At 37.7% G+C, this 25,351-nt stretch carries 22 protein-coding genes and 1 pseudogene; 11 read left to right on the forward strand and 12 right to left on the reverse strand.

From position 1 onward, the window contains the following. The first annotated feature begins 314 nt into the window (after positions 1-314). Positions 315-845, forward strand: coding sequence for an MgtC/SapB family protein (locus H6F45_RS12790; protein ID WP_096572473.1), 531 nt, complete (start codon positions 315-317; stop codon positions 843-845). 191 nt (positions 846-1,036) lie between these two features. On the opposite strand, the gene chrA is transcribed toward H6F45_RS12790, so the two are convergent. Continuing rightward, entirely contained in the window at positions 1,037-2,242 is a 1,206-nt protein-coding gene (gene chrA, locus H6F45_RS12795; RefSeq protein ID WP_096572474.1) for a chromate efflux transporter, read from the reverse strand. Between the two features lie 74 nt (positions 2,243-2,316). Beyond that, positions 2,317-2,604 (reverse strand): annotated as a pseudogene (locus H6F45_RS12800) (NAD(P)-dependent oxidoreductase); the annotation flags it as partial. 281 nt (positions 2,605-2,885) lie between these two features. Here H6F45_RS12800 and H6F45_RS12805 point away from each other — a divergent pair. Next, complete coding sequence (locus H6F45_RS12805) at positions 2,886-4,136, forward strand: tetratricopeptide repeat protein (protein WP_096572475.1); 1,251 nt, start codon at positions 2,886-2,888, stop codon at positions 4,134-4,136. A 105-nt stretch (positions 4,137-4,241) separates the two neighbouring features. Here H6F45_RS12805 and H6F45_RS12810 read toward each other — a convergent pair whose 3' ends face one another. The 10 genes from H6F45_RS12810 to H6F45_RS12855 all read right to left on the reverse strand — a co-directional run bounded on the left by H6F45_RS12810 (position 4,242) and on the right by H6F45_RS12855 (position 14,503). After that, entirely contained in the window at positions 4,242-5,018 is a 777-nt protein-coding gene (locus H6F45_RS12810) for a PhnD/SsuA/transferrin family substrate-binding protein (RefSeq protein ID WP_137666506.1), read from the reverse strand. Between the two features lie 345 nt (positions 5,019-5,363). Beyond that, a complete protein-coding gene (locus H6F45_RS12815) occupies positions 5,364-6,311 on the reverse strand; it encodes a D-2-hydroxyacid dehydrogenase (RefSeq protein ID WP_137666505.1) in 948 nt (315 codons plus the stop codon). Between the two features lie 198 nt (positions 6,312-6,509). After that, on the reverse strand, positions 6,510-6,839 hold the full coding sequence (locus H6F45_RS12820) for a 4Fe-4S binding protein (RefSeq protein WP_096572479.1): 330 nt from the start codon (positions 6,837-6,839) through the stop codon (positions 6,510-6,512). Between the two features lie 221 nt (positions 6,840-7,060). Further along, the gene (locus H6F45_RS12825) at positions 7,061-8,686 is read right to left on the reverse strand and encodes an FAD-binding protein (protein WP_190347355.1); all 1,626 of its coding nucleotides are present in this window, start codon (positions 8,684-8,686) and stop codon (positions 7,061-7,063) included. 170 nt (positions 8,687-8,856) lie between these two features. Continuing rightward, positions 8,857-9,657, reverse strand: a complete 801-nt coding sequence (locus H6F45_RS12830) for an SDR family oxidoreductase (RefSeq protein WP_190347356.1) — start codon at positions 9,655-9,657, stop codon at positions 8,857-8,859. A gap of 134 nt (positions 9,658-9,791) precedes the next feature. Beyond that, complete coding sequence (locus H6F45_RS12835) at positions 9,792-10,232, reverse strand: sulfur transferase domain-containing protein (RefSeq protein WP_096572481.1); 441 nt, start codon at positions 10,230-10,232, stop codon at positions 9,792-9,794. Positions 10,233-10,254: 22 nt separating this feature from the next. Further along, entirely contained in the window at positions 10,255-11,466 is a 1,212-nt protein-coding gene (locus H6F45_RS12840) for a glutathione S-transferase family protein (RefSeq protein ID WP_137666501.1), read from the reverse strand. Positions 11,467-11,469: 3 nt separating this feature from the next. Then, on the reverse strand, positions 11,470-12,126 hold the full coding sequence (locus H6F45_RS12845; protein ID WP_096572483.1) for a class I SAM-dependent methyltransferase family protein: 657 nt from the start codon (positions 12,124-12,126) through the stop codon (positions 11,470-11,472). A 183-nt stretch (positions 12,127-12,309) separates the two neighbouring features. Continuing rightward, positions 12,310-13,281: a threo-3-hydroxy-L-aspartate ammonia-lyase gene (locus H6F45_RS12850; protein ID WP_137666500.1), complete on the reverse strand. Its 972-nt coding sequence runs from the start codon at positions 13,279-13,281 to the stop codon at positions 12,310-12,312. A gap of 181 nt (positions 13,282-13,462) precedes the next feature. Continuing rightward, positions 13,463-14,503, reverse strand: a complete 1,041-nt coding sequence (locus H6F45_RS12855; RefSeq protein WP_137666499.1) for an NADP(H)-dependent aldo-keto reductase — start codon at positions 14,501-14,503, stop codon at positions 13,463-13,465. Positions 14,504-14,960: 457 nt separating this feature from the next. Between H6F45_RS12855 and H6F45_RS12860 the strand changes: the two genes are divergently transcribed. The 9 genes from H6F45_RS12860 (at position 14,961) to ssuE (ending at position 25,283) form a co-directional block, all read left to right on the forward strand. Further along, a complete protein-coding gene (locus H6F45_RS12860) occupies positions 14,961-16,706 on the forward strand; it encodes an iron uptake porin (RefSeq protein ID WP_137666498.1) in 1,746 nt (581 codons plus the stop codon). Between the two features lie 178 nt (positions 16,707-16,884). Further along, on the forward strand, positions 16,885-17,706 hold the full coding sequence (locus H6F45_RS12865) for an NADPH-dependent oxidoreductase (RefSeq protein WP_137666497.1): 822 nt from the start codon (positions 16,885-16,887) through the stop codon (positions 17,704-17,706). 516 nt (positions 17,707-18,222) lie between these two features. Next, positions 18,223-19,020, forward strand: a complete 798-nt coding sequence (locus H6F45_RS12870; RefSeq protein WP_096572488.1) for an ATP-binding cassette domain-containing protein — start codon at positions 18,223-18,225, stop codon at positions 19,018-19,020. Positions 19,021-19,233: 213 nt separating this feature from the next. Then, positions 19,234-20,355, forward strand: coding sequence for an aliphatic sulfonate ABC transporter substrate-binding protein (locus H6F45_RS12875; RefSeq protein WP_096572489.1), 1,122 nt, complete (start codon positions 19,234-19,236; stop codon positions 20,353-20,355). Positions 20,356-20,389: 34 nt separating this feature from the next. After that, positions 20,390-21,253 (forward strand): TauD/TfdA family dioxygenase, encoded by an 864-nt coding sequence (locus H6F45_RS12880; protein WP_137666496.1) that lies wholly within the window; start codon positions 20,390-20,392, stop codon positions 21,251-21,253. Between the two features lie 61 nt (positions 21,254-21,314). Next, positions 21,315-22,358: a sulfonate ABC transporter substrate-binding protein gene (locus H6F45_RS12885; RefSeq protein ID WP_190347357.1), complete on the forward strand. Its 1,044-nt coding sequence runs from the start codon at positions 21,315-21,317 to the stop codon at positions 22,356-22,358. A 149-nt stretch (positions 22,359-22,507) separates the two neighbouring features. Next, positions 22,508-23,347: an aliphatic sulfonate ABC transporter permease SsuC gene (gene ssuC / locus H6F45_RS12890; protein WP_096572905.1), complete on the forward strand. Its 840-nt coding sequence runs from the start codon at positions 22,508-22,510 to the stop codon at positions 23,345-23,347. A 165-nt stretch (positions 23,348-23,512) separates the two neighbouring features. Continuing rightward, positions 23,513-24,682, forward strand: coding sequence for an FMNH2-dependent alkanesulfonate monooxygenase (gene ssuD / locus H6F45_RS12895; RefSeq protein WP_137666494.1), 1,170 nt, complete (start codon positions 23,513-23,515; stop codon positions 24,680-24,682). A 34-nt stretch (positions 24,683-24,716) separates the two neighbouring features. Continuing rightward, complete coding sequence (gene ssuE / locus H6F45_RS12900; RefSeq protein ID WP_096572493.1) at positions 24,717-25,283, forward strand: NADPH-dependent FMN reductase; 567 nt, start codon at positions 24,717-24,719, stop codon at positions 25,281-25,283. The last annotated feature ends 68 nt before the right edge of the window (positions 25,284-25,351 follow it).

The following is a 25,351-nucleotide window of genomic DNA, read 5'->3' on the forward strand; positions in this document are numbered from 1 at the left end:
ATGATATAGATAACAATATGGACAAAACTCAGTTCAAACTTGTAATTTTTGATTGGGATGGAGTGTTAGTAGATAGCGCACCAATTATACAAAGATAGTTTTTAATGATATGCGGCAGCTTTCTCAACTGCTGTAGCTATTGGGCAGTACCTAAGTTATTTTACTTATTGTTAATTTTCTGTTAAAGTAAAAACCAACTACTTTAAACCTATCAACTTACTGGAGTTATATTTGCTGCAATCATCAATAGGTAATCTTTTCTCCTGTGGGTAATAGGTGCAAAACTCCGTTCCATCTTTCAGAGGAATCAATCCATGAGTGTAATGTTTTTGGCTGCCGATGATTGGATACATATAGGTTTTAGACTAATACTGGCACTTTTAGTCGGTTGCATAATTGGATTGAATCGCCAGAAAGGTGGTAGAGCAGCAGGGATGAGGACATTTATGCTGGTGACTATGGGAGCAGCATTATTTGTGATGATTCCTTTGCAAGCTGAAGGTGAAAGTTCGTTTGCTGCGACTAATGCTCTGAGTCGTACTATTCAAGGTGTAACTACTGGTATAGGCTTTCTTGGTGCAGGATTAATTTTGCAAGAATCTCCCAGAAAATCTGAAGTGCCAAAAGTACGGGGTTTGACTACAGCGGCCTGTGTTTGGACAGCGGCAGGATTAGGAGCAGCTATTGGTTGTGGTTTGTGGCAAATGGGATTGTTGGGAGGATTTTTGACTTTAATTACTTTGAGTGGTATGAAGCGACTTAATCGTTTTTTTAGATTTTTAATTGGTCAAAATAATCAACCAATTGCTTCACAGCTAAATGCTCCTGCTGATGATGATGATTAACAGTAAATAATGACAGCACTTTTGGAGTAAATGAGGTACGTCAATTTTAGAAGATAGTTTTAAAACTTGAAGTTCAATAGGCTAATGTACTTCATAATCTCCAATCTGCTGTAAAAAAAATATTTCTCTAATTAGGGGTTGCTGAAAAATCCTTTCCGTGAATTTTCTCTGCTAAAATATTCAACAATTTTTTATTTGATATAGCCTAAAGCCATAGCACCATAACCAATTAAACTACTACCTAAAACTAGCCAAGCAGCATTGATGCGGTAACGAGTAATCAAAACTGTGGAGATGAGTGCGATCGCTATCCCCAAAATATCTACATAGGGTGGTTTTGCTATTTTTAAAGTAGCTATTCCCAGTTGCAAGGTAGCTACTACCATCAGTGCTACAGCACTGGCATTCACAGCATCTAAAAATGATCTTATCCAAGCAGAACTGCGTAAACGGGGAATAATCGGATTTAAGGCAGCAACAAAGAGAAAAGATGGTAGAAAAATACCAATGGTAGCTACTATCGCACCAGGTATACCAGCTAAGACATAGCCGATAAAAGTGGCAGTAGACAGCACTGGACCAGGGGTAAATTGACCAATAGCGATCGCATCTAGTAGCTGCTGTTGTGTTAACCAGCCATATTCTTGAACTAATCCCCCCTGCAAAAATGCAATTAGCACATAGCCACCACCAAACAAAACACTACCAACTTTCAGAAAAAACCAACCTAATTGCCATAAAGGAATAGATGTACCTGCCACAGTGCTAATTGTAGATGTTGTCTGTAAAGTTGCCCCTGTAGTTAAGACAGCAATCAATAAGTTAGGTTTATTTCCTGGTGGTTTGTCTTGATTTCTAGGATGTAACCAAATCATACCTAGTAATCCTCCAAACAATAAGGCAATTACTTCATTCACTTGCCGAATTAATACCAATAATCCTACAGCTATAGCAATAATCAGTAATTGACGGTTTTTAACCGCTTTTTTTGCTAAACCCCAAAGGGAATTTACAATAACCGCTAAAACAGCAGGTTTGATACCATAAAGTAAAGGTGAAATTTGAGGTAAACTACCATAATTAACATAAATCCAGGCAAATATCCCTGTTATTAAAACCGCAGGTAATATAAAACAAACACCTGAGACAATTAACCCTGGCCATCCTGCATAAATATATCCGACATGAATTGCCATTTCAGTGGAATTGGGACCAGGAATCAAATTAGTTGCACCTAGTAAATCCAGAAAATGGTCTTGTGTCAACCACCGACGACGCTTCACTACTTCATCTTCAATCATGGCAATATGGGCAACTGGTCCACCAAAGCCAATAACACCCAATTTAAAAAATAGTGTAGCTATTTCACCCAACCGACTAAATAAGTTATACTGCATAGCCTGCGTAATCTACGTTAAAAATGTAAAAGCAAACTTACGTTTATCCCTACTTATTTTATATTTATTATTATTTAATAACCAGCAGTTTTATCTACCACATTGCGTAAAGACTTACCTTGACAATAGCGGTTGAAATTGTCAAGAAATAGGGCAAGTGTTCTCTCTTTGACTCTAGGAGAATTTCCAGAACAATGGGGTGTAATAAACACATTTGGCAATGTCCACAAAGGACCTTCTGCTGGTAATGGTTCTGTAAATACAGTGTCTAAAGCTGCCCCAGAAATCCACCCTGCTTGTAAAGCTTGAGTAAGTGCTGATTCATCAACAATTGCCCCTCGCGCAATATTAATTAAAAATGTAGTGGCTGCATTAATAACACCCAATTCAAGTGACTTAACTATTATACCGTAATTTTGTATTTATTTAGATTAAACCCAATCGACAGCATTCATTCATCGAGGTAGTTCTCGGAAATAAAGCTTTGCAAAGATATATTCTCCGGTAACTTTATCAACTTACCGTAGTTTTTGCTTGCGGTTTGGGAGAGGTTGTGGCATAATCTAGCTGTTAAGTACAGTATTCCGACCGAGTTACCGTAGTTAAAAATTTACTTTATAAATCTTGCTGCAAGGAATTTATGATGCTTAAAGATGGACAAGGGCTGTTAGTGACAACAGATTCAGCCGAAGCGATCGCTGCTATTAACCGTTTTATTGATCAATCCCTTGCTTATGGTAAAGATGCAAAAACAGCGATTTTAGAAGCAGTTGACGCTGATCCAAATTGTGCTTTAGCTAATGCTTATGCAGCCGCTTATCATCTGAGTCAAGAAAGTACAAAAGATTGGCAACAGGCACAACCATATTTGCAAGTCGCACAAAGAAATTTAGGCAAAATTACTGCCAGAGAACAGTTATACGTAGAAGCAATTTTAGCTTGGGCAAATCAAGAGATTGATGTAGCAATAGCTCTTCATGAAGAGATTACCAATCAATTTCCCACTGATTTAATTTCCGTGCAGCAGGGGCAATATCACTATTTTTATACAGGTAATAAAGAAAAATTACTAGAAATTGCCCAAAAAGTTTTACCTAACAATCCCCAACAAGATTATCTATATGGGATGGTGGCTTTTGGCTTAGAACAATGTCACCAATTACCAGCAGCAGAAAAAATGGCACTTGAGGCGATAGCGTTAAATATATATGATCCTTGGGCGCATCATGCTATTGCTCATGTAATGGAAACCCAAGGAAGAACCCAGGAGGGAATAATTTGGATGGAGAATTTTGCATACACCTGGGACAACTGTAACTCTATGCTTTATACCCACAACTGGTGGCATATAGCACTGTATTATTGGCAATTAGAAAACTACGAAAAGGTTCTGAAAATCTACGATGAGCATATTTGGCAACGTGCTAACAAACAATCTCCCAAAGACCAAGTAGGGGCAATTTCCATGTTATTACGGCTAGAATTACGTGGGGTAGATGTAGGCAACCGTTGGCAAGATATCAGTCCTTATCTTTACAGTCGCATTGATGAACACGCATTACCATTCCAGGATTTGCATTATGTCTATGCCCTTACCAAAGCTGGACACAATAACTGGGTAAAAGAAATGCTTCAAAGTATGGAACATCACGCCTTGAGTATTAATCCCTTTCTCCGCAGGAGTTGGGTAAAGATAGCAATTCCCGCAGCTAAGGGCATGGTAGCTCATGCTCAAGGTGATTTCCAGACAACTGTTAACGAACTCAAATTTGTATTATCGCGGTTGCATGAGATTGGGGGAAGTCATGCACAGCGAGTATTATTTGCAGAAATTTATCAAGATGCTCTCTTGCGCGAACAAAAGCAGCATCGAATTTATCCTATTAGTGCTTAAAATCTTATGGGATGGGCATACTATGGCTAACGCCACGCCACGCTAACGGCAAGTGTTACAGTGAGCTTGTCGAACTGCTCAGTACAAGTCTTGCCCGTCCCTATATTATTGGCACTGATTAAGTACCCGATAATTCTCTAACTTCACTGCATCAAAACGCTTAACACTAAATTGTTTCATAATTTCTTGCAACTGAGCATCTGGTTGGAGTAGAGCCAATTGCATTTGCTGAATCAAAGAGATACCTAAACGCCGCGCTGTTACCAATGGTGGCATAGGAGAGGGTCCGATTATTTGCACCACACGTAAATGGTGTGATAATTCAGGAAAATCCCGTAATTCTTGTTCTAATACAACACTATCAATGGCTGCACAATCAGCCAGTCCTTCAATTACCCAACGAATAGAACGTTGATGAGAACCTGATTCTAAAGATTTTCCCCAGAAATTGGGTGAATATTTTTCTTGAATCAACCACCGCCAAAGTAAATGATAACCACTATTAGAACCAGAGTCGTTATAGCAAAAAGTTTTCCCTGATAAATCAGCAAACTTCTGAATATTGCTATCAGTCTTAACAATCACATCTGCATAGTATATAGGACAATCACCATATCGAGATGATTGCATCACAGGCGCAACTAATGTCTGTAATTGATTTGGTGCTATTTGACTATAACGAATTAGTGGTAATCCACAAATAAAAGCCAAGTCTATTTGGTCTTTAAATAATAGAGTGTCTTTTAAGGGGTCGTATTTACTTTGATGTAGTGCAATTTCTACTTGTAAAACACGACCTAAATAAGCTGTAATCTCCTGATATAATCCAAAATAATTAGGAGCTAAATAAGATACAGCCTGTAATTTTGTAATCTTAGTCATTCTTTTTTTTAAACACTGCTATTTTGGAAAATTTTAATTAGCTTTTGCCTAGAGTAATGAATATATAAAAAACTGAGACTAGCAAAAGCAAGCAGCATGATTTTGAAAACTATTATATAAGGATAAATATACCACCATGTCCCCTTAAATAAGGATACTCCTAGTTCTGATACCTTCCCTAAAAAATGAGGATATGCTTTTTGATGGATCTGAATATTAATGTCTTGGCCTAATGTCATGATAAATTCTCTTGTCAATAAAAAACTAAAGCACAGCAACTCGATAGGTTTACCGTAGATTATATCAAAAAAAATCTGGTTTTCCTATTTTGACGAATAAAAATTCCTAATAACCAGCAGTTTTATCTACCACATTGCGTAAAGGCTTACCTTGACGATAGCGAGTGAAATTATCAAGAAATAAAGCAAGTGTTCTCTCTTTGACTCTAGGAGAATTTCCAGAACAATGGGGTGTAATAAACACATTTGGCAATGTCCACAAAGGACTTTCTGCTGGTAATGGTTCTATAAATACTGTATCTAAAGCCGCCCCAGCAATCCAACCTTCCTGTAAAGCCTGTATAAGTGCTGATTCATCAACAATTGCCCCTCGTGCAATATTAATTAAATAGGAATCTGGGCGGAATAAACGCAGGGTTTCCACATCAATCATTCCCTTTGTTTCCGGCGTTAAAGGTGTAGCAATCACCACAAATTCTGCTTCTGGAAGTAGTTCTTTCCAATCATTAGCACCAACTACTTTATCAAAGTTTGGTAATGGTTTTGGATGACGAGAACTGCCAAAAATACGCATTCCAAAAGCTTTAGCACGAACCGCAATTTCTTGACCAATTCCACCTGCGCCGATAATTAATAAAGTTTTCTCGAATAATTCTTGAATTGGTAAACCTCTTTGCCAATCATGCTCATTTTGTAGTTTATATAAACTTGGTAATCGTTTAGAATAAGCCAGTAGATAAGTAATCACAAATTCAGCAATAGGGATACCATGAACCCCTGCACCATTAGTTAAAATTAAATCTCTTTCTAAATATTTTGGTGTCAAAATATGATTGACACCCGCATTTGGGGCATGATGCCAACGTAATGAAGGCGCTGCATATAATACTCGATGTAAAGTAGTTGGTTTGAGATAAAACCAACTAAAATAAACTTCTGCATCTGTGGCATCACCATCTATATTACCCTCACTATCTACACGCAATACAATAGTATTTTTAGGTAAATGCGGCTCAATCTCATGGGCAATTTCTACTGGTAAAATCAGTTTCATAGGGAGTCTCCCAAATGTGTAAATTTATTTTTATCTAAGGTCAAAATGTTCTAAAGACTTGATATGATTGAACCGCAAAGGACACAAAGGACTCAAAGCTAAGAGAGTTTAAGAGATTTTTTAGTGTTGCTGCAATTATTTTTTCAAAATTGGGATGCTCCCGTTTCATAATTGATAACTTCGATTATTTTTGATATTCTATTTCATCTTCTCCAACAATTTATATGTTGAGTCTTCTTTAGCCGTGGTTGTAACAGATTTTCCCCAACCGATATTTTTACGATAACTGCCTAAAAGTTGAGATTCTGCTAATGATTCTTCGTTGATCCCTGTTAATGGTTCTACGTCTGGGGCAACATACAGCGCATCAACTGGACAATATAATTCACACATAAAGCAGGTTTGACAATCGCTTTGTCTGGCAATTTTTGGAGGTGCATCTGGTACTTTATCGAAAACATTTGTTGGGCAAACTTTCACACAGAGATTACATTGAATGCACCGGGATTCACTAACTAATTCAATCATAATAAAAAACCAAAATTAATATTGATGTAGGTTGGGTTAAGCCAATTTTATGTGAGGCTGCACATAATCCTGAAATCCCTTAATTAATCCATCTTTATCTGCGTTCATCTGCGTCCATCTGCGTTCAATTTAAGTTGTAATCATGTTGGGTTTCCTTGCGTCAAACGCCATTCGCCACAAGACGGGAAACCCGTCCAAGGCGATGGCTCTCCAACCTACAATTAAACAGTTACGAGTTCTTTCGCTTTTGTTTCCTGGATAGGTGCAGCTTTTACCCATACTTGATCCAAACCACCACTAATTAAATAATGATGTTGGTTAGCATCCTGTTGTGGATAATCTAAATGTTTGTGCATTCCGCGAGTTTCTTTCCGTTCCAAGGCACTGCTATACATCCATCTAGCTGTGGCTACCATTCCCGCAGCTTCCCTTGTGCGGACAATATTACTATTATCTGCAACTTCACTATGACGAATTTTATGCCAAAGGAAATGTAATCTTTGCAATGATTCCGTTAAAGTTTTTTCATTACGGAAATAATTGTGATTGTATGGGAAAACTTCCGCTTGAGTAGCTTTAATGATGTCTTCACTGTGAATTTGCTTCTCACTACCAGAGATAAATCCTACACCACCTACAGCTTGAACTGGTCTTTGGTTGGCTTGCATACCTAAATTATGGGAGTATGTAGCCGCAGACTGTCCTGCCCAATATCCTGAAGATAGCGCCCAAGCTGCGTTATGACTACCACCACCGGTAAAGCCACCACAAATTAATTCTCTGGTTGCGGCATCACCGGCGGCATAGAGTCCACGTACAGAACTAGCACAAGTATAATCAGTAATTCTAATGCCACCTGTGCCTCGAACAGTCCCCTCTAAACGCAAGGTGACAGGGAAACGTTGAGTAAAGGGATCAATACCTGCACGATCAAAAGGTAGGAAGAAATTGGGTTGAGATAAACGCATTGTCACCCGCATCTCTTCTGATGCTTTGTCAATGATGGCGTAAACAGGCTGAGTTAGCAAAGTTTCGGCAATGACAGAACGCCCTTTTTGCGAACCAGCGCCGGGGATAGGTGTACCATCCTCGTAGGTGAAAGTTGCCCAATTATAGAATAGGGTTTTAGTTACAGAAGAAAAAGCAGGTGCGATGCCATAGGCGTTGGAAAATTCCATTCCTGACATATCTGCACCCGCTTCGGCTGCCATCAGGTATCCATCCCCTGTTAGCACATTGCAACCCAAGGCTTTACTCAAGAAAGCACAGCCTCCGGTAGCAATGATCACTGAATGCGATCGCACAACCCACTTTTCACCAGTCTGACGGTTAACCCCTGTCGCCCCAGCTACAGCCCCTTCTGCATCTACCAACAACTGCAAAGCCGGACTGTGATCTAAAATTTTCACCCCTGCCCGTTTTATTTGTTGCCGCATCAAACGCATATATTCTGGACCTTGGAGACTGCGCCGATAGAGTCTACCATCTTCATCTGTAGGAAAAGGATAACCCCATTCAGCTAGTTGGTTGACGTTCGCATAAGTTTGATCTAGTACCCGTTGCATCCAATCACGGCTAGATAAAAACCCTCCTAAAGCCTCTCTAGAACCCATTGCTGCTTCTCGACTGTCGGGTTCTGGTGGCACATACCATACACCGTTACCTGATGCGGCTGCACAGCCACTTGTACCACAATAGCCTTTATCTACTAAAACCACTTTTGCACCAGTATTAGCAGCACTCCAAGCCGACCAAGTACCAGCAGGACCACCACCAATTACTAACACATCAGCTAATAAGGTTTGATCAAAATCGCTATCTTGCGAAAATAGTTGTTTTTGAGTCATGGAACTTCCTCTTTTTTGTAACATTAATTGATTGAAAAACCGTAGGTTGGGAAGCCACCGTTGTGGACGGGTTTCCCGGCTTGAAACGAGTGGCGTTTGACGTAAGGAAACCCAACAAAATTCTGAAAATGTTGGGTTGCGCTGTCGCTTAACCCAACCTACGGAATAACTTAGACTCCCGGTGTAGTTCCACCATCAACTTGAATTTCTGCACCAGTAATAGAACCAGCTAAATCAGAAACTAAAAATAAAGCTAGTGCAGCAATTTCTTCAGGTTGAACTACTTTTCCTAAAGGTATTGATTTCACTGATTGCGCTTTATATTCATCCACAGTAATACCCAAACTTTCGGCATTTTGCACTGCTAAAGTTTTCGCTCTTTCTGTGTCTGTTAAACCAGGAGAAATGGCATTAATTTTAATATTATCTAGGGCTAATTCTTTAGAAATGCCTCGTGTAAAGTTGAGCAATGCTGCATTTGTCGTTCCTCCTGGTAGGAAATTAGGACGGGGTGTACGTCCAGCACCACCGATAATGTTAACAATACGTCCATCACCCTGTTTTTTTAGATGAGGTACAACGGCTCTCACAAAGCGAATATAACCCAAAAGTTTTAAATTCCAAGCATCTAAAAATGCTTCATCACTTAATTCTAAAAATGACCCTGCACGGGCTGAACCAGCATTATTAATCAAGATATCAATTTTTCCAAATTGTTCTAATGTTTTAGAAACAACTTTTTCAATATCTTCTGCTTTAGTTAAATCGGCACTCACACCAATAACTTTAGCATTTGTATCATCTAAGGATTGAATATCAATTACTGCTTGATCAAGTCTTTTTTGGTTGCGAGCAGCAATAACGACATTCACACCTTCACTATATAAACCTTTGGCGGTAGCTAATCCAATTCCGGCACTACCACCTGTAACAATTGCTGTTCTACCTGATAGATTTAGTTCTAAACTCATAACAGTTGTACCCGATAAATTTACCCAGTGGATTCGTTAATGTATTTCGCGCCAAGAGGTAAAGGAGCAAAGACACAAAGTTTTAGATTTTAAGTTTTAGATTTTGAATTTTTATTTGCTCCTGAGATGAAAATTTAATTTTGTCTGGCTGCAAATTTTTCTAATAAAAATTGCTTGAGATGTGGCTGTTCTAAATTAATTCCTAATTCATTAGCTTTTTGAGCAATTTGTTCATAGGTTAAATCTGCTTGAATTGCTTCTGCTATTAAGGCTATTCCTCCGGCTCTTGCACCACCAGCACAGTGAATTAAAATTGGTTTCGGCAATTTCTCAATAGCTTGAATTGCTTCTGCTGTTAATTTTTGATTTGCCGCTTGAGAATTTAAGGGAATGTTTGTATATTCCAGTCCTACAATTTGTGCTTCCTGCTTTTCATCGTGAACAAAACCATTTTCATCAGGAGAACGTAAATTTAAAACTGATTTGAAACCTTCTATTGACAATTGTTTTAATTCATCGGATGAAATTTGTCCGGCAATACTCAAATCATTGCTCACCTTTTTAAAATCAGTCATTTTAATTCCTCTTGTTATCAAATCAATAAATAGATGCAAAAACTTTATCTGCTGCTGCTCGTAATGCAGTAGCAGCGCCAGCACTCATATCTCGTGGCGCACAAATTCTATTTCTGATATAAGCCAGCGTAATAGTCCCTGTAGCAGCGATAATTGGATCTATACTTTCTTTACCTCCAGTTCTACCGCCTGGTAATAATTCGTTATTACCATTCAGGAGATAATCAGCTAATAATCGTAGGTGAAAATCCACAGCGTCTTTAATGATTGAGATATCACCTAAAGATTGAACTCCAGAATTTTTGAGAATATCGCTAATAGCAACTTCTCGATTATCACTTAATCTTTCAGCCGCTTCTGCACGATATTCAATAAATTCAGCCTCAGCTAAATCTAAAGGTAAGGGATTACCAATAGGTTCTATGCCAAATCTCCGCCTTAAAAGTAAATTATTAGTAATGTTGTCTGATTTAACTCTGTTGTAAGCAGGACGTTTTTTAAGTGCTGCAAACCAAACATTGATGAGAGGAAAACGAGAATTTCCTTTGATGTGATATCCTCTATATACTGGTAAATTAGCCGCCAATCTATCTAAATGGGGACTATACATAATATCTACCAGGCTAAATGTTGATAAAAAATAGGGTTTTGGATATCTCCCTAAAGTCTTTTCAATTTCATCTAATTTAGCTTCAAATTCTGCTTGTAAATTTGCTAATTCTTTGGCATCTTCTGGAGGTTGTCTCAAGAATTTATAGGCAATATCCCGAAAACCATTGGTTTCTGCATCTTCAACCCATTGTCTGGCGATCGCATTTTCTTCTGGATCTTCTGGTAATAACGTTTCCCCAAAATGCTCTTCCAATTCTAAAAGAATATCTTTAGATTCATAAACTAACTTACCCTCAATTTTAGCAGCAGGTACAAGAGTTGTTGGCACTAAATCTGTGTACCATTTCGGTTTATTACTCAGATCAATAAATTCTGTTTCAAAGGGAATTTGTTTTTCTTCTAACGCAAACCAAACTCTTTCGCAGAAAGGACACCAAGAGTTACTATCTCTATATAACAATACTGGTGGTTTTCTCTCAGGGGGAAGTTTATACAGACTACTAGGAATAGGAGTAGTAGAAGGTGCTTGTCCTGGTCTTTTAACTCGACGGGCGGGGGTATTTTGTCGAGCTTTTTCTAATAATTGTTCCCAACTGGATATGGTAGTGCTTGCAATGGCCATTTCTTATCTCGCTTTATTTGGAACGCCGGAAAATACAAATAATTCTTCTTCTTTTGGTGTAGGTAGATGTTCACCTAAATAACGATGAATTCCTACTCCCATATCTCCTGTTGCTGTGAGTTTAAAGTTAACTTCCTCAAATCCAAAATCACGGAAGTATTTACGCACGGTTTCTGAATAAGCAATACCGTTAGAATGTCCACGAGTCCAAAGCACAAATGTGCCTTTTTTACTCAGAAAACTGAGATTTCCTAATAAACGATTGAGTTCATTTTCATCAGCTAAATTGCCAAAAATACCACAGACAATGACAATATCTGCTGGTACTGCTCCTACATAGTTATCAGCAGCAGTTGCATCACCATTGATAAACTCAATTTGTTTTGTTAGACCCAATGATTCTATAGTCGCACGTCCCCGTTCAACTAACCCAGGATTGATTTCTACTAATCTTGCATATACATCTTTAGTACGGGGATGATTTGCTAATGTTCCTAATAAATCTCGTCCATCACCAGCGCAAACACTAACTACCCGAATAGCTCCTATTGGGGAGTGATCTAAACTATAGGAAATATATTCCTGCACGATTTCTAAACGCTGCTGTAATTTGGGTTCAGTGTTGTAAAGATCGTGCCATTCTAACCAATCTTTTGGCATAAAAAAGATTCCCCGATTGCTAAAAACTTAGATTTTGGAGTGTGTTTTTTATCACTCCAATTTTAATATACGGTAAACCTATCGAGAATTAGTAGTTTAAGGATAAATACAGATTAACATATCAATTTACAGAAAATCAAGTAGTTAAATAATTAGATATCTAGCTAGTAATACGAAAAATGATTAAGTGGTTTGTAATAATTGACTAACTTGCGCTAAGTCTACATTTCCACCACTGATAATTACGCCAATTCTCGCTGCTGGTGCTTTAACGCTACCTTCTAATAATGCGGCTGCGGCTATGACTCCAGTGGGTTCAACAACGATTTTTAAGCGTTCCCAAATAAAGAACATGGTGCGAATGATGGCTGCTTCCGATACAGTCACCATATCATCTACGTATTCTAAGACTAGGGGAAAGGTGATTTTACCTAAACTGGGAGTCCTGACACCATCAGCAATGGTCTGGGGATTATGGACAGTTTGCAGGGTTTTGCTGTAAAAAGAGCGAGTAGCATCATCAGCTAATTCTGGTTCTACACCAATTATTTTACAATTAGGTAAAAGTGCTTTTGTTGCGATCGCACAACCAGAAATTAATCCACCACCACCGCAACATACCAATAAGTAGTCTAGTTGTCCCACTTCTTGAATTAGTTCTAATGCAGTTGTACCTTGTCCAGCAATGACATGAGGATAATCATAAGGTGGAATTAAAGTTAATTGGCGTTCTGCTGCGAGATTTTTGGTTAATTCTTCCCGGTTAGTTGTGTCACGGTTGTACAAAATGACTTCTGCACCATAGCTGCGAGTTGCAGTTTGTTTGACTATTGGTGCATCATCAGGCATAACTACAATGGTGGGAATATTGAGTAATTTCCCGGCTAAAGTGATCGCTTGGGCATGATTTCCTGAAGAATAGGTAATAACGCCTTTTATTTTCTGTTCTACTGATAATTGGACTAGGGCATTATAAGCACCACGAAACTTAAATGCTCCCGTCCGTTGGAAATTTTCGCATTTAAAAAATACTTGGCTTTGAGTCAGTTCATTGACAGTACCAGAGGTAATTACTGGTGTTTGATGAGCAATACCCACAAGCCGTTTTTGTGCGGCTTCTACATCAGTAATAGTAACAAAATCAGATAATAACATTATTTTTTCATAAAGTAACTCTCACCACCACTAATATTAACAGGACTTACGCAAAAGGGAACGAAAGTAGGGGTAATTCATGAATTACCCCTACGCAAGAATAAGGTTTTCAGTCACATCTTGCGTAAGTCCTAATTAAGTGAGGTGAGAATTTCGCTTTGTATTTTTTTACAAAACTCGGTTAAGGTGCTGGATTAGGATAACGAGTATGAATTGCATCTATTTCTGCGAAAATCTCTTTATCCAAAACCACATTGACACTATCTATATTTTCCTGCAATTGTGCCAAAGTTGTTGCCCCAATAATTGTACTTTTCACAAACCAGCGACTTTTGACAAATGCGATCGCTAACTGAGTCGCTGAAAGATTATACTTTTTAGCAATCTCCACATAAGCCTTAACCGCTTCTTGTACATTGGGTTTCAAATAACGTTGCCCAAAACCAGGAAACAGAGATATTCTTGTATTTTCTAACTGTTGATTTTCTATGTATTTACCAGTTAAAAACCCAAACCCAAGAGGACTATAAGCCAATAAACCCACATCTGTATAACGATAAACTTCAGCTAAACCTGATTCAAAATTACGATTGAGTAAATTGTAAGCATTTTGAGTTGTCAGAACTTTAGGTAATCCCAAATCATTAGCAATGCGAACAAACTCACTTACTCCCCAAGGTGTTTCATTACTTAAACCCAAATAACGAATCTTTCCAGCTTTAATCACATCAGCAAACGCCTGTAACTGTTCCGCAATAGGCACAGTTTCCCTTTCTAATTCTGGATTATAACTTGTCTGTCCAAATGTAGGAACATAACGATCAGGCCAATGAATTTGATACAAGTCTATATAATCAGTTTGTAATCTCTGCAAACTATCATTTACAGCCTGTGTAATATTCTCACGGTCAACTTTATTATTTCCACCTCTCAACCAGGAAAAAGGACGACCAGGACCTGCAATTTTAGTCGCAACTATTAGTTGATCTCGTTGCTGTTTCTTTAACCATTCCCCAATATAAGCCTCAGTTTTTCCTTGGGTTTCACCACGAGGGGGAACTGGATACATTTCCGCAGTATCCAAGAAATTTATCCCTTGGGCAACAGCATAGTCAAGTTGTTGATGCGCCTCCTCAATAGTATTTTGATGTCCATAGGTCATCGTTCCCAAGCAAATTTCTGAAACCTTGAGGTCGCTTCCAGGAAGTTGGTTGTATTTCATAATGTTTGAATAATGCTCCTTAATTCCATTTTGTTACAAAAACTAATAATATCGCTATCTTTTAAACATACACTAAGTCTACCGATTTATCGGAGTTAATAGCTTGACAACTATACTATCATACCCAAACTAGATGGACAAGCCTTTGTAAAAATTAATTTAAAATTCTAAAAAATGTATCCATGAATACTCACATTTTAGTTTTTTTATGAAATAGTGCTACTTATCAATCATTAACTACAGTATCTTGATAGAATTACCGTATATTGTTTTTATACATAAGGTAATTGTGTCATTACTCTAGGCTTTTATGTCATTAATAATACAAAACTAACCCAGATAGACCTACAAGAAAGTTCTATCTGAGAAGTTCGATTTTCTCCTGTGATTCAGTGTGAAATTCTATGTAATTTCGTGTCGGCTCTAATTCTGTGTGTGTGTGGGGTTATCAACCAAAATGAAAAAAACTGCTTGGAATTTATTGCTTACTTTACCAATGTCTATATTCCTCTTGGTCTTAGCAGCTAGTACAAAATCTTCTGCTAGTGAAAGAGGGCAAGAAAAGGAAACGACAGGTAAAGAGACCTTATCAACCGTCAGTATAAATATCCCTGACTCTGACAACGTTAATCAAATAATTACCCAAAAAGAAACTAACTCAGAACTTTTCTTTTCATCTAATGAGTTTCAAGATAGTGAGTCACAACTTACATCTGTATCCCAACTTTCAGATGTCCAACCAACAGATTGGGCTTTTCAAGCTTTGCAATCTTTAGTAGAACGTTATGGTTGTATTGCTGGTTATCCAGATAGTACATTTAAAGGTAATCGTGCCTTGAGTCGCTATGAATTTGCCGCAGGATTAAACGCTTGCTTAGATCAAGTAAATAAACTTATTGCATCATCCACATCAGATTTAGCTGTAAAAGAAGATTTGGAAGGCATACAACGTCTAACTGAAGAATTTAGTACCGAACTTGCTCAATTACGCGGGAGACTAGATAAGTTAGAAGCAAGAACAGCAGAAATAGAGGCTAATCAGTTTTCGACAACAACTATACTGAGCGGTCAGGCTCAGTTCGTACTGGGAGGTGTTTTAGCGGGCAATAACGTGATCACCAAAAAACCAGCACCTAATATCATCACATTTCAAAATGCAGTTCAATTAGCACTAAACACAAGTTTTACTGGTAAAGATCAACTGCGATTAGTCCTTTCAGGTGGAAATATTGAATCTTTGGGACAAACTAGGACTGGACTTTTGGGAACATTTGATGGCAGAACGGCCGATAATCGTAGACCTAATCCTGCTCAACCCAATCAGGTTTTTGTTAGTGGTATTCGTTATCGTTTTCCTATTGGTAAAAAGACCCAATTTAATATTTTTGCTCAGTCAGATGGAGCTAATGAAATAGGTTTAAGTGGACCAACTAACCCCTTTGAAGGTTCTTTCACTAATGGGATAACACGATTTTCCCGACGGAATATGGTGTACAACTATGGAGATACCGGACCGGGAATTGCTATTCTTCATAATCTAAGTGAGCAGTGGCAATTAGGAGCATCCTATAGCGCCCCTAATGGCAATGACCCCTCGCCTAATAATGGTTTGTTTACAGGCAGATATGTGGCTTTTGGACAATTAACTTACTTTAGCCCCAAAAAGAATTTTCGCCTTGGTTTAAGTTACGCTAATACCTACAGTCCACCAGGTGCAATTGGTCAAGGAGGAACAAACTTTGGACCTGCTGCTGGTAGTAACTTAGCAAATAGTACCGTACCTGGTGCGGGAACCGTGGGAAACCTTTATGGAATTGGGGCATTATATAGACTAAATCCAAAATTAACAGTCAATGGTTTTGTGGGGTATTCAGCCCATCGTTATTTAGGGCATGGAGATGGTCAAGTCTGGAATTGGGGAGCAGGAATAACATTTCCCGATTTAGGTAAAAAAGGTAGCTTAGGCGCTCTCTTTGTGGGTCAAGCACCAACACTGACTCGTTTAAGTTCAAATGTAGATTTAGGAGCAGGTAGGGGTCAAGCAGACAAAGATACTTCACTGCACATTGAGGGATGGTATAAATATAAACTCACTGATAATATTGAGATTACACCTGGATTTATTTGGGTAACAGCACCAGACTCAGATGCTAGTAATCCTGCTAGTGTAGTCGGTTGGCTGCGTACAACTTTCAGGTTTTAACCTAGTAAAGTACCTCTGATAATATAGCGCAAGCCATATCAAGATTTACATGATTCGAGGATTTGCAGGGTTTCGTATTTATTAAAATTCTTTAATCCTGTTAATCCTTTAATCCTGGACATCCTGATTCAGACATTTTCATTCTTTGCTATCATTATTTTTCCGAAAGTTAAAAGTTATGACTAACCTAACTGAATTACTAAATTATAGGTATGGTAATGACAAATTTAATCCAGATATTCCCTGGAGTGACACATTAGCAACTTTGCTATCTCATCGTTCAATTCGTGCTTATTTACCTGATGCTTTACCCCCAGGAACTTTAGAAGTTTTAATCGCTGCTGCCCAATCTGCCTCTACTTCCTCTAATCTTCAAACTTGGAGTGTGGTAGCAGTTGAAGATGGAAATCGTAAAGAAGAATTATCAAAACTAGCTAATAATCAAGCGCACATTCGCCAAAGTCCTCTCTTTTTAGTATGGTTAGCAGATTTAGCTAGACTAACAAATATTGCTGAAAGTCGTGGACTACCTCACGAAGGTTTAGATTATTTAGAAATGTTTTTGATGGCGGCTATAGATGCAGCTTTAGCAGCGCAAAATGCTGTAGTAGCAGCTGAATCTCTGGGATTAGGAACTGTGTATATCGGTGCATTGCGAAATAAACCACAAGAGGTAGCCCAAATTTTGAATTTACCTCCTCATGTAGTTGCTGTTTTTGGTTTGTGTGTGGGCTATGCAGATCCCGTTGTTAAAATAGCAATTAAACCACGTTTACCGCAATCTGTAGTTTTACATCGAGAAATATATAACCTTGCAGAACAAGAGCAAGGAATATTAGAATATAACCAAATCATGGAAAATTTCTACAATTCACAACATATGAATATTCCTGGTGATTGGTCGGAACATTCTAGTAAAAGGGTAGCATCGGCTGAATCTTTATCTGGTCGGCATAGGTTAAAAGAAATTCTGAATAATTTGGGGTTTGAATTAGGATAATTAAGTTTTGTAATCAGGGTATAAATCACAATAATTTGTTAAAAAATACTCAAAAATAAATTTTTGTTATTGTTTGATGTAGGCAATTAATAGATTAATTGCAAAATTTTTGTATGGAATAAATCCTCATAAGTAAGTGGGGATTTTTTTATGTCTATTTTTAATATTTTTTTCTCAAAGATGCTTGCAATTTTTAGATAATTGTGAAATACTAAGATAAAACTACGGTATTCCTACAAAGTTATCGGAGATTCTACTCAATGGCACGGAAACAAGCATACTGGTATTAATACCAGATGCTTCTTTACTAAAGCTTGTTGTCCAGAAATGTGATACTCAACCTAATAAAAGAGATGAATTGCTGTCAATCTTACATATCTCTTAAAGCCTGAGCATAAATATGTTGATTTTCTAAGGATTTCGGCTCAGAAAACTGTTACATAAGCATTGCCTATTTTTATTTGACAGCTTTACTCCCATGACAAGTAAACAATCCAAAAGTAAGAGGTTTTGAACATGACTAATAAAGGAATGCAATTAAATCTTGAAGGACTGAGAAAGTCTTTTGGCAACAAAACTGTTTTACAAGGAATTGATTTAGAGATTCAGCCGGGAGAATTTGTAGCTATTGTTGGTCGGAGTGGCTGTGGTAAAAGTACAATGTTGCGTCTAGTGGCTGGGCTAGATGCGCCCAGTGATGGCAATGTTTTGTTAAACGGTAAATATTCTGATAAACCTATTAATCCAGCCGTTCGGATGATGTTTCAGGATTCTCGTCTGTTACCTTGGCAGCGAGTATTGGCAAACGTAGAATTAGGTTTAATAGGTGCTAATTCTAAAGTTTATGCTCGACAAACAGCTTTACAAGTGCTTCGTGATGTGGGGTTAGAAGACCGCGCCCACGAATGGCCTTCCGTTCTTTCCGGTGGACAAAGACAACGGGTGGCTTTAGCCAGGGCATTGGTAAGTAAACCGTCTTTACTGTTGCTAGATGAGCCTTTGGGAGCGTTGGATGCCCTAACTAGAATTGAAATGCAACAATTATTAGAACGTTTGTGGACAGAACAAGGATTTACAGCATTGTTAATTACTCATGATGTAGAAGAAGCCGTAGTTTTAGCAGACCGAATAGTTTTGATTGAAGATGGTCAAATTAGTATGGATGTGAAAATTGATCTCCCACGTCCAAGAGCTAGAGGAGATGCAAAGTTTGCTAAGACTGTGGAGAAGATTTTAAACCGAGTCATGGGTCAACCAGAATATCAAAAGTCAGAAGTGGAATACGTTTTTAGTTCTAGTTCTGCGATCGCCTAAATTTCCACAACTTTACTCTACACAACTCTGTACAGCCATAAATTTAGGACTTGTCATCTAGTATTACTCAGTTTTCTTCTCAGTCAGTGGCAGTTAGTTTTTCTCACACCTTAATGGGGTGGGTGTTCCTTTCCCACCTCACTTTCTTAAATTAACTTAAATTAAATAGCTGAAAAATTTTTTACTTACTCAATCATAAAAGGTAATTTAATAATGCCAAATTGGAAAAATAAAATTGAATCATGGAAAGGCCTACGTATTACTCGTCGTCATGCCTTATTTGCTTTTGGTTATAGTGTAGTTTTGTCAACTACACTATTTAGTTGCAACAGTCCGCAACAAAAACAAAGTAATTCAGAGATAAACAATACAGCATCTAATACAACTAATACATCTACCTCTGGGAACAGTTCTACCTCTACTCAAAAAGTAGTGAGGATAGTCCGTTCTAAACAACTTACAGCCTTAGCAGTTCTGGAGAAACAAGGCACTCTGGAAAAACGCTTAGAACCTCTAGGTTATAAAGTGGAATGGCCTGAATTTGCCGCAGGTCCACAACAGTTAGAAGCTTTAAATGCAGGTGGACTGGATATTGCTTCCACTGCTGAATCACCTCCTATTTTTTCCCAAGCGGCTGGCGCTCCCCTGGTTTATTTAGCAGCTAATTCTTCAGATGGTCAAGCAGTTTCTCTTTTAGTTCCAGCTAATTCACCTGTTAAAAGTGTCCAGGATTTAAAAAGTAAAAAAATTGCTTTCCAAAAAGCCTCGATAGGGCATTATCTAACAGTTAGAGCCGTAGAAAAAGAGGGTTTAAAACTAACTGATGTTGAGTCTGTTTTCCTAGCACCTCCAGATGCTAATGCAGCCTTTAGTCAAGGTAAAGTTGATGCTTGGTTTATTTGGGAGCCATTCGTTACCAGAAATGTGCAGAACAAAGTTGGTCGTGTGTTGATAGATGGTGGTAATGGTTTAAGAGATACTAATAATTTTATTTCTACAAACCGTAAATTCTATCAAGAAAATCCTCAAGTGATTAAAATATTTTTGGAAGAATTACAAAAAGCACAGGTTTGGTCTAAGAACAATCCCAAAGAAATTGCTCAATTGTTGGCTCCTGTAACTCAACTTGATGCACCAACATTAGAAAAAATGCACAGTAAATATGATTTTGCATTAGTGCCTATTACCGATGCAGTGATCAACAAGCAACAAGAAGTTGCAGATAAATGGTACAGCCTGGGACTAATACCCAAGAAAGTTAATGTTAAAGACGGGTTTTTAACACCGGAACAATATGCGGAAATTACTCCCAAAGAAGTGTTAGCAAGTAAATAAAAATTTGTAATTTATTAATCTGGAAATCTCAACTATGACGACTCTAACTTTAACCAAATTTCAAATTACTCCTCTTGATGCACCCTTGGGAGCAGTAGTTACTGGACTAGATGCTAGTCAAACCATTGCACCTGAAGTCATTTTACAATTAAAACAAGCATTGCGGGATTATCATATTCTCATCTTCAAAAATCAAAATTTGACTGATGAGCAATTTTTAAACTTTAGTTTTTACTTTGGTTCTCTTTTTGTTCCTCCAGATAACGTTCCAGTTTTAGCTTCTCAGCCCGGAATCACACCAGTGATAATTCCTGTTTCCAATGTTGATAACGGTTATACAGGAACAGGTGAAATACCTTTTCATTCTGATCATAAATGGACTCCTTTTCCTTCCAGTGGTTCTTTACTTTATGCTTTAGAAATTCCATCCCAAGGGGGAGATACTTCCTGGTTAAATCTAAATTTAGCTTATGCAACTTTGGATGAATCAACAAAAAAACGAATTGCTAATTTACAGTTGATTACTTATAATCCGTTTTTAAATAAACCAGGAGAACCCAGAAGAAAATATCGTGAGGATAAAAATATTCCTCTCATTAGTCCTGTATTTCCCCATCCATTAGTCAGAACACATCCAGAAAGTGGCAAGAAGATTTTATATTTAGATTACGCCACAGAAGTGGAAATTGTAGGTTTAGATCCCCAAGAGGGTCAAGAATTAATTGCACAGTTGCGATATCATCTGCATCAACGTCAATTTTATTATCAACATAAATGGTCTGTGGGCGATATTGTTTATTGGGATAATCAATCTACATTACATTACCGTCAAGCTTTTGATCCTAATGAACGTCGAGTTTTGAAACGGATTAGTTTAGCGGGTAGTCGCCCATTTTAGGTTTTGTAATAAAAACAGTCATAAAACAATTTGAATTGAAATTTATTGAGGAGACAGAAGCATGAAGCTTAACTTACCACGACGCATATTTTTACAGAAATTCCTTCAATACTCAATATCAGCATTAGCTTTAGTTACTCTTTCTGTACCAATTTCCAGTAAAATAGTCGAAGCCCAAAATACAACTAATAAAACAGGCATTAACACCAAAGTAGTCCGACTGGCTTATCAAACTTCTGGCGATATTGTAAAGATCAAAGGAGTAGTAGATAAACGTCTTGAACCTTTGGGTATCAAAGTAGAATGGTCTCCATTTCCTGCTGGACCCCAACTTATGGAAGCGATGAATGCTAACAGAGTTGATATTGGTTCTGTGGGAGAAACACCACCTATATTTGCTCAAGCTGCTGGCGCTCAACTTGCCTATATTGCTGGACGTAAACCCAGTAAGGGTGAAGGTAGTGCTATTGTTGTTCAACAAGATTCTCCTATTAAAACAGTTAAGGATCTTAAAGGTAAAAAAGTTGTTTTTCAAAGAGGATCTGCTGCACATTATTTACTGCTTAGAGCATTAGGTGAAGTCGGGTTAAAAATTAGTGATATTCAAGCAGTGAGTTTAACTCCTGCTGAAGCCCGTGATGCCTTTATTCAAAAGAAGATTGATGCTTGGGTAGCTTGGGATCCTTTTATTGCTTTTGTCCAGAAAAATGCTAATGCTCGTGTTTTGAGAAATGCTTCAGGAATTGCTAACCAAGGTGGTTTTTATATGGCTAGACGTAGTTTTGCCGTTGAAAATCCAGAAGTTGTGCGTATAGTTTTAGAAGAAGTGGATAAGTTAGGGGAATGGGCAGAATCTAATCCTAATGAAGTTGTGAAAATTCTTGCTCCTGAATTGAAACTTGATCCAGCGCTTTTATCTGTGGTAGTTCGTAGACGTACATTTCGTTTACGTCCAATTAACTCATCTCTGATTGCCGAGCAACAACGCATTGCGGATCTATTCTACAACGAAAAAGTGATTCCTAGGCGAATTGCTATCAAAGATTCAGTTCTCACTTCTCAGCAGTATGCAGCTATTACACCGCGAAGAATTAGTAGAAAATAACTACTAATTGAGATTCCTGATTTCTGAGAACAAATCATAATTGGTTGGTAAGAATTCAGGAGTCAGAATATTTGTGTGAATATTTGTGTCTAGGAACAAATAAACTCTGCTTGTAATCATTCTCATCATCACTTAATAAATAAATGGTCATGAAACTTTCTTCTACTGATTTTTCATCAAAGTATTCAACAAGAAAAAATAAGTTCTATTTTAAATTTCTGAAAAACCGCTATTTTCAATCATTTATACCCTGGGTTGTACCAATTACAATAATTGTAGTGTGGCAGTTGTTATCCTCTATTGGTGTTATTCCTACAAGAATATTACCCGCACCTTTGGCAGTTCTTATTGCTGCTATTAAATTAGCTCAGACAGGTGAACTTTTCAGAAATATTGGTATTAGTGCCTTACGAGCGATATCCGGGTTTTTAATTGGGGGAAGTATTGGATTTAGTTTAGGTTTACTTAATGGTGTTTCTCGGATTGCGGAAAAATTACTAGATACATCACTGCAAATGTTGCGGAATATTCCTAATTTAGCATTAATTCCTCTAGTAATTTTATGGTTTGGCATTGGTGATGAAGCGAGATTATTTCTAGTATCTTTGGGTGTAATGTTTCCCATTTATTTAAACACTTTTCATGGGATTCGTAGTGTTGATCATGGATTGATTGAAATGGGTAAAATTTATGGTTTAAATACTTGGGGTTTATTTTGGCGAATTATTCTCCCAGGAGCAATGTCTTCAATTTTAGTTGGTGTGCGGTTTTCTTTGGGGATTATGTGGTTAACACTTATTGTGGCAGAAACAATTGCTGCTGATTCTGGAATTGGATATATGGCAACAAATGCTAGAGAATTTATGCAAACGGATGTTGTTGTGTTAAGCATTCTAATCTATGCCTTGTTCGGCAAGCTGGCTGATATAGTTGCTAAAGCTTTGGAAAACTACTGGTTGCAGTGGAATCCCAGTTATTTAAAGGGTTAATCTACTAATACTCGATAAAGTTACAGTGTTTTTTTGTAAAAGTATTGCTTTTCTTGATTCATTTGTGCAATACTCTTAAACATTACCTCAATAGTACGGTTCATCGATAGAATTACCGTAGTTATTGATTGAGTTTTTGATTACAAAGTTTTACACTTAAACATCATGCAAGTTCTTTGGTTTATTCCCACACATGGCGATGGACGCTATCTAGGAACTGCTATAGGTGGTCGTTCAGTCAACTTTGATTATTGGCGACAAATTGCCCAAGCGGTTGATCAATTAGGATTTACAGGAGCTTTATTACCTACAGGTCGTTCCTGTGAAGATGCCTGGATTTTAGCTTCAACTTTGGTAAGTCACACTAAAAAAATGCGATTTTTAGTAGCAATCCGTCCAGGATTGATGTCACCAGGGGTAGCGGCAAGAATGGCAGCAACTTTTGATAGAATTTCTGGCGGACGACTATTAATTAATGTCGTTACTGGTGGTGATCCTGTTGAATTAGCTGGTGATGGTTTGCATCTTAGTCATGATGATCGCTATAAACTGACAGATGAATTTTTAACAGTTTGGCGACAAATAGCAGGTGGTGAAACTTCTAACTTTGAAGGTGATTATCTCAATATTAAAGAAGGGAAAATACTATTTCCTAATGTGCAGAAACCTTATCCACCTTTGTGGTTTGGTGGTTCTTCTGCGATTGCCCAAGAAATTGCTGCCAAGCACGTTGATGTATATTTAACTTGGGGTGAACCACCTGAAAAAGTAGCAGAAAAAATCACTTCTGTAAAACGTTTAGCAGAAGCACAAGGTAGAACCTTACGGTTTGGGATTCGTCTTCATGTCATTGTTAGAGAAACTGAAAGTCAGGCTTGGGATGCGGCTAATGATTTGATTCGTTATGTAGATGATGAGGCTATTAACAAAGCCCAACAAGCCTACTCTCGCATGGATTCAGTTGGACAACAGTTGATGAAGGAATTACATAATGGTAGTCGGGAAGCATTAGAAATTAGCCCCAATTTATGGGCAGGAATTGGTTTAGTGCGTGGTGGTGCTGGAACTGCATTAGTAGGCGATCCTGATACTGTTGCTCGAAGAATGCAAGAGTATGCAGATTTAGGAATTGATACTTTTATCTTCTCTGGTTATCCCCATTTAGAAGAAGCTTATCGGGTAGCAGAATTACTTTTTCCTCGTTTACCTTTGAATAATTTACCAACAGTAGAACCGCAGTTATTGAGTCCTTTTGGTGAGATTGTTGCTAACCGGGAATTTCCCCAGCAGCTTCAAGAACAACTTAGAGAAACAACAGTAGCAACTGTAGATTAGTTAAAAATTAATTAAATCAAGAGGTTTAGATCACATGACTAATATTTTAGCGATCGCTGGTAGTCCTTCTCATCCTTCCAGAACCTACGGAATTTTAGAATATGCGACTCAAATTGTTTCCCAACAAGGCTTAGAAACAGATATTATTTCTGTGCGAGATTTACCTGCGGAAGATTTAGTTTTTGGACGTTATAATAGCCCTGCTTTAGAAAAACCAAAAGCATTGTTAGAAAAAGCAAGTGGCGTAATTATTGCCACTCCAATTTACAAAGCCGCTTATACTGGGGTACTCAAATCTTTCTTAGATTTATTACCACAAAAAGCCTTAAAAGATAAGGTTATATTACCTTTAGCCACCGGTGGTACAATTGCCCATTTATTATCAATAGAATATGCCTTAAAACCAGTTTTAGGTGAATTAGGTGCAAGGCATATTTTAAGTACAGTTTACGCAGTAGATAAGCAAATTCAAATTCAAGCTGATGGAAGTTTGCAGTTGGATGAAGAAATTGATCAACGTCTGCAAGAAGTTTTAATAGAATTTGTGCAAGCTGTTAATAAATTTCACCCTGATGTTAAAGAATTAGCATATAGCAACTAAAGGCATCTATGAATCAAAACTCTGAATTTTCCTAGCCTATGGGTAAGTTCTGTTGATTAAATCAGCGT

The organism is Sphaerospermopsis sp. FACHB-1194 (genome assembly GCF_014696235.1).
Lineage (GTDB): Bacteria > Cyanobacteriota > Cyanobacteriia > Cyanobacteriales > Nostocaceae > Sphaerospermopsis > Sphaerospermopsis kisseleviana.

Coding starts and splice junctions, on each gene's coding strand:
- H6F45_RS12870 (WP_096572488.1), top strand. CDS start 18,223: ATGACTAATAAAGGAATGCAATTAAATCTTGAAGGACTGAGAAAGTCT.
- H6F45_RS12840 (WP_137666501.1), bottom strand. CDS start 11,466: ATGGCCATTGCAAGCACTACCATATCCAGTTGGGAACAATTATTAGAA.
- H6F45_RS12845 (WP_096572483.1), bottom strand. CDS start 12,126: ATGCCAAAAGATTGGTTAGAATGGCACGATCTTTACAACACTGAACCC.
- ssuC (WP_096572905.1), top strand. CDS start 22,508: ATGAAACTTTCTTCTACTGATTTTTCATCAAAGTATTCAACAAGAAAA.
- H6F45_RS12850 (WP_137666500.1), bottom strand. CDS start 13,281: ATGTTATTATCTGATTTTGTTACTATTACTGATGTAGAAGCCGCACAA.
- H6F45_RS12810 (WP_137666506.1), bottom strand. CDS start 5,018: ATGACTAAGATTACAAAATTACAGGCTGTATCTTATTTAGCTCCTAAT.
- H6F45_RS12815 (WP_137666505.1), bottom strand. CDS start 6,311: ATGAAACTGATTTTACCAGTAGAAATTGCCCATGAGATTGAGCCGCAT.
- H6F45_RS12790 (WP_096572473.1), top strand. CDS start 315: ATGAGTGTAATGTTTTTGGCTGCCGATGATTGGATACATATAGGTTTT.
- H6F45_RS12825 (WP_190347355.1), bottom strand. CDS start 8,686: ATGACTCAAAAACAACTATTTTCGCAAGATAGCGATTTTGATCAAACC.
- H6F45_RS12865 (WP_137666497.1), top strand. CDS start 16,885: ATGACTAACCTAACTGAATTACTAAATTATAGGTATGGTAATGACAAA.
- H6F45_RS12885 (WP_190347357.1), top strand. CDS start 21,315: ATGAAGCTTAACTTACCACGACGCATATTTTTACAGAAATTCCTTCAA.
- H6F45_RS12880 (WP_137666496.1), top strand. CDS start 20,390: ATGACGACTCTAACTTTAACCAAATTTCAAATTACTCCTCTTGATGCA.
- chrA (WP_096572474.1), bottom strand. CDS start 2,242: ATGCAGTATAACTTATTTAGTCGGTTGGGTGAAATAGCTACACTATTT.
- ssuE (WP_096572493.1), top strand. CDS start 24,717: ATGACTAATATTTTAGCGATCGCTGGTAGTCCTTCTCATCCTTCCAGA.
- H6F45_RS12875 (WP_096572489.1), top strand. CDS start 19,234: ATGCCAAATTGGAAAAATAAAATTGAATCATGGAAAGGCCTACGTATT.
- H6F45_RS12830 (WP_190347356.1), bottom strand. CDS start 9,657: ATGAGTTTAGAACTAAATCTATCAGGTAGAACAGCAATTGTTACAGGT.
- H6F45_RS12805 (WP_096572475.1), top strand. CDS start 2,886: ATGCTTAAAGATGGACAAGGGCTGTTAGTGACAACAGATTCAGCCGAA.
- H6F45_RS12860 (WP_137666498.1), top strand. CDS start 14,961: ATGAAAAAAACTGCTTGGAATTTATTGCTTACTTTACCAATGTCTATA.
- H6F45_RS12820 (WP_096572479.1), bottom strand. CDS start 6,839: ATGATTGAATTAGTTAGTGAATCCCGGTGCATTCAATGTAATCTCTGT.
- H6F45_RS12835 (WP_096572481.1), bottom strand. CDS start 10,232: ATGACTGATTTTAAAAAGGTGAGCAATGATTTGAGTATTGCCGGACAA.
- H6F45_RS12855 (WP_137666499.1), bottom strand. CDS start 14,503: ATGAAATACAACCAACTTCCTGGAAGCGACCTCAAGGTTTCAGAAATT.
- ssuD (WP_137666494.1), top strand. CDS start 23,513: ATGCAAGTTCTTTGGTTTATTCCCACACATGGCGATGGACGCTATCTA.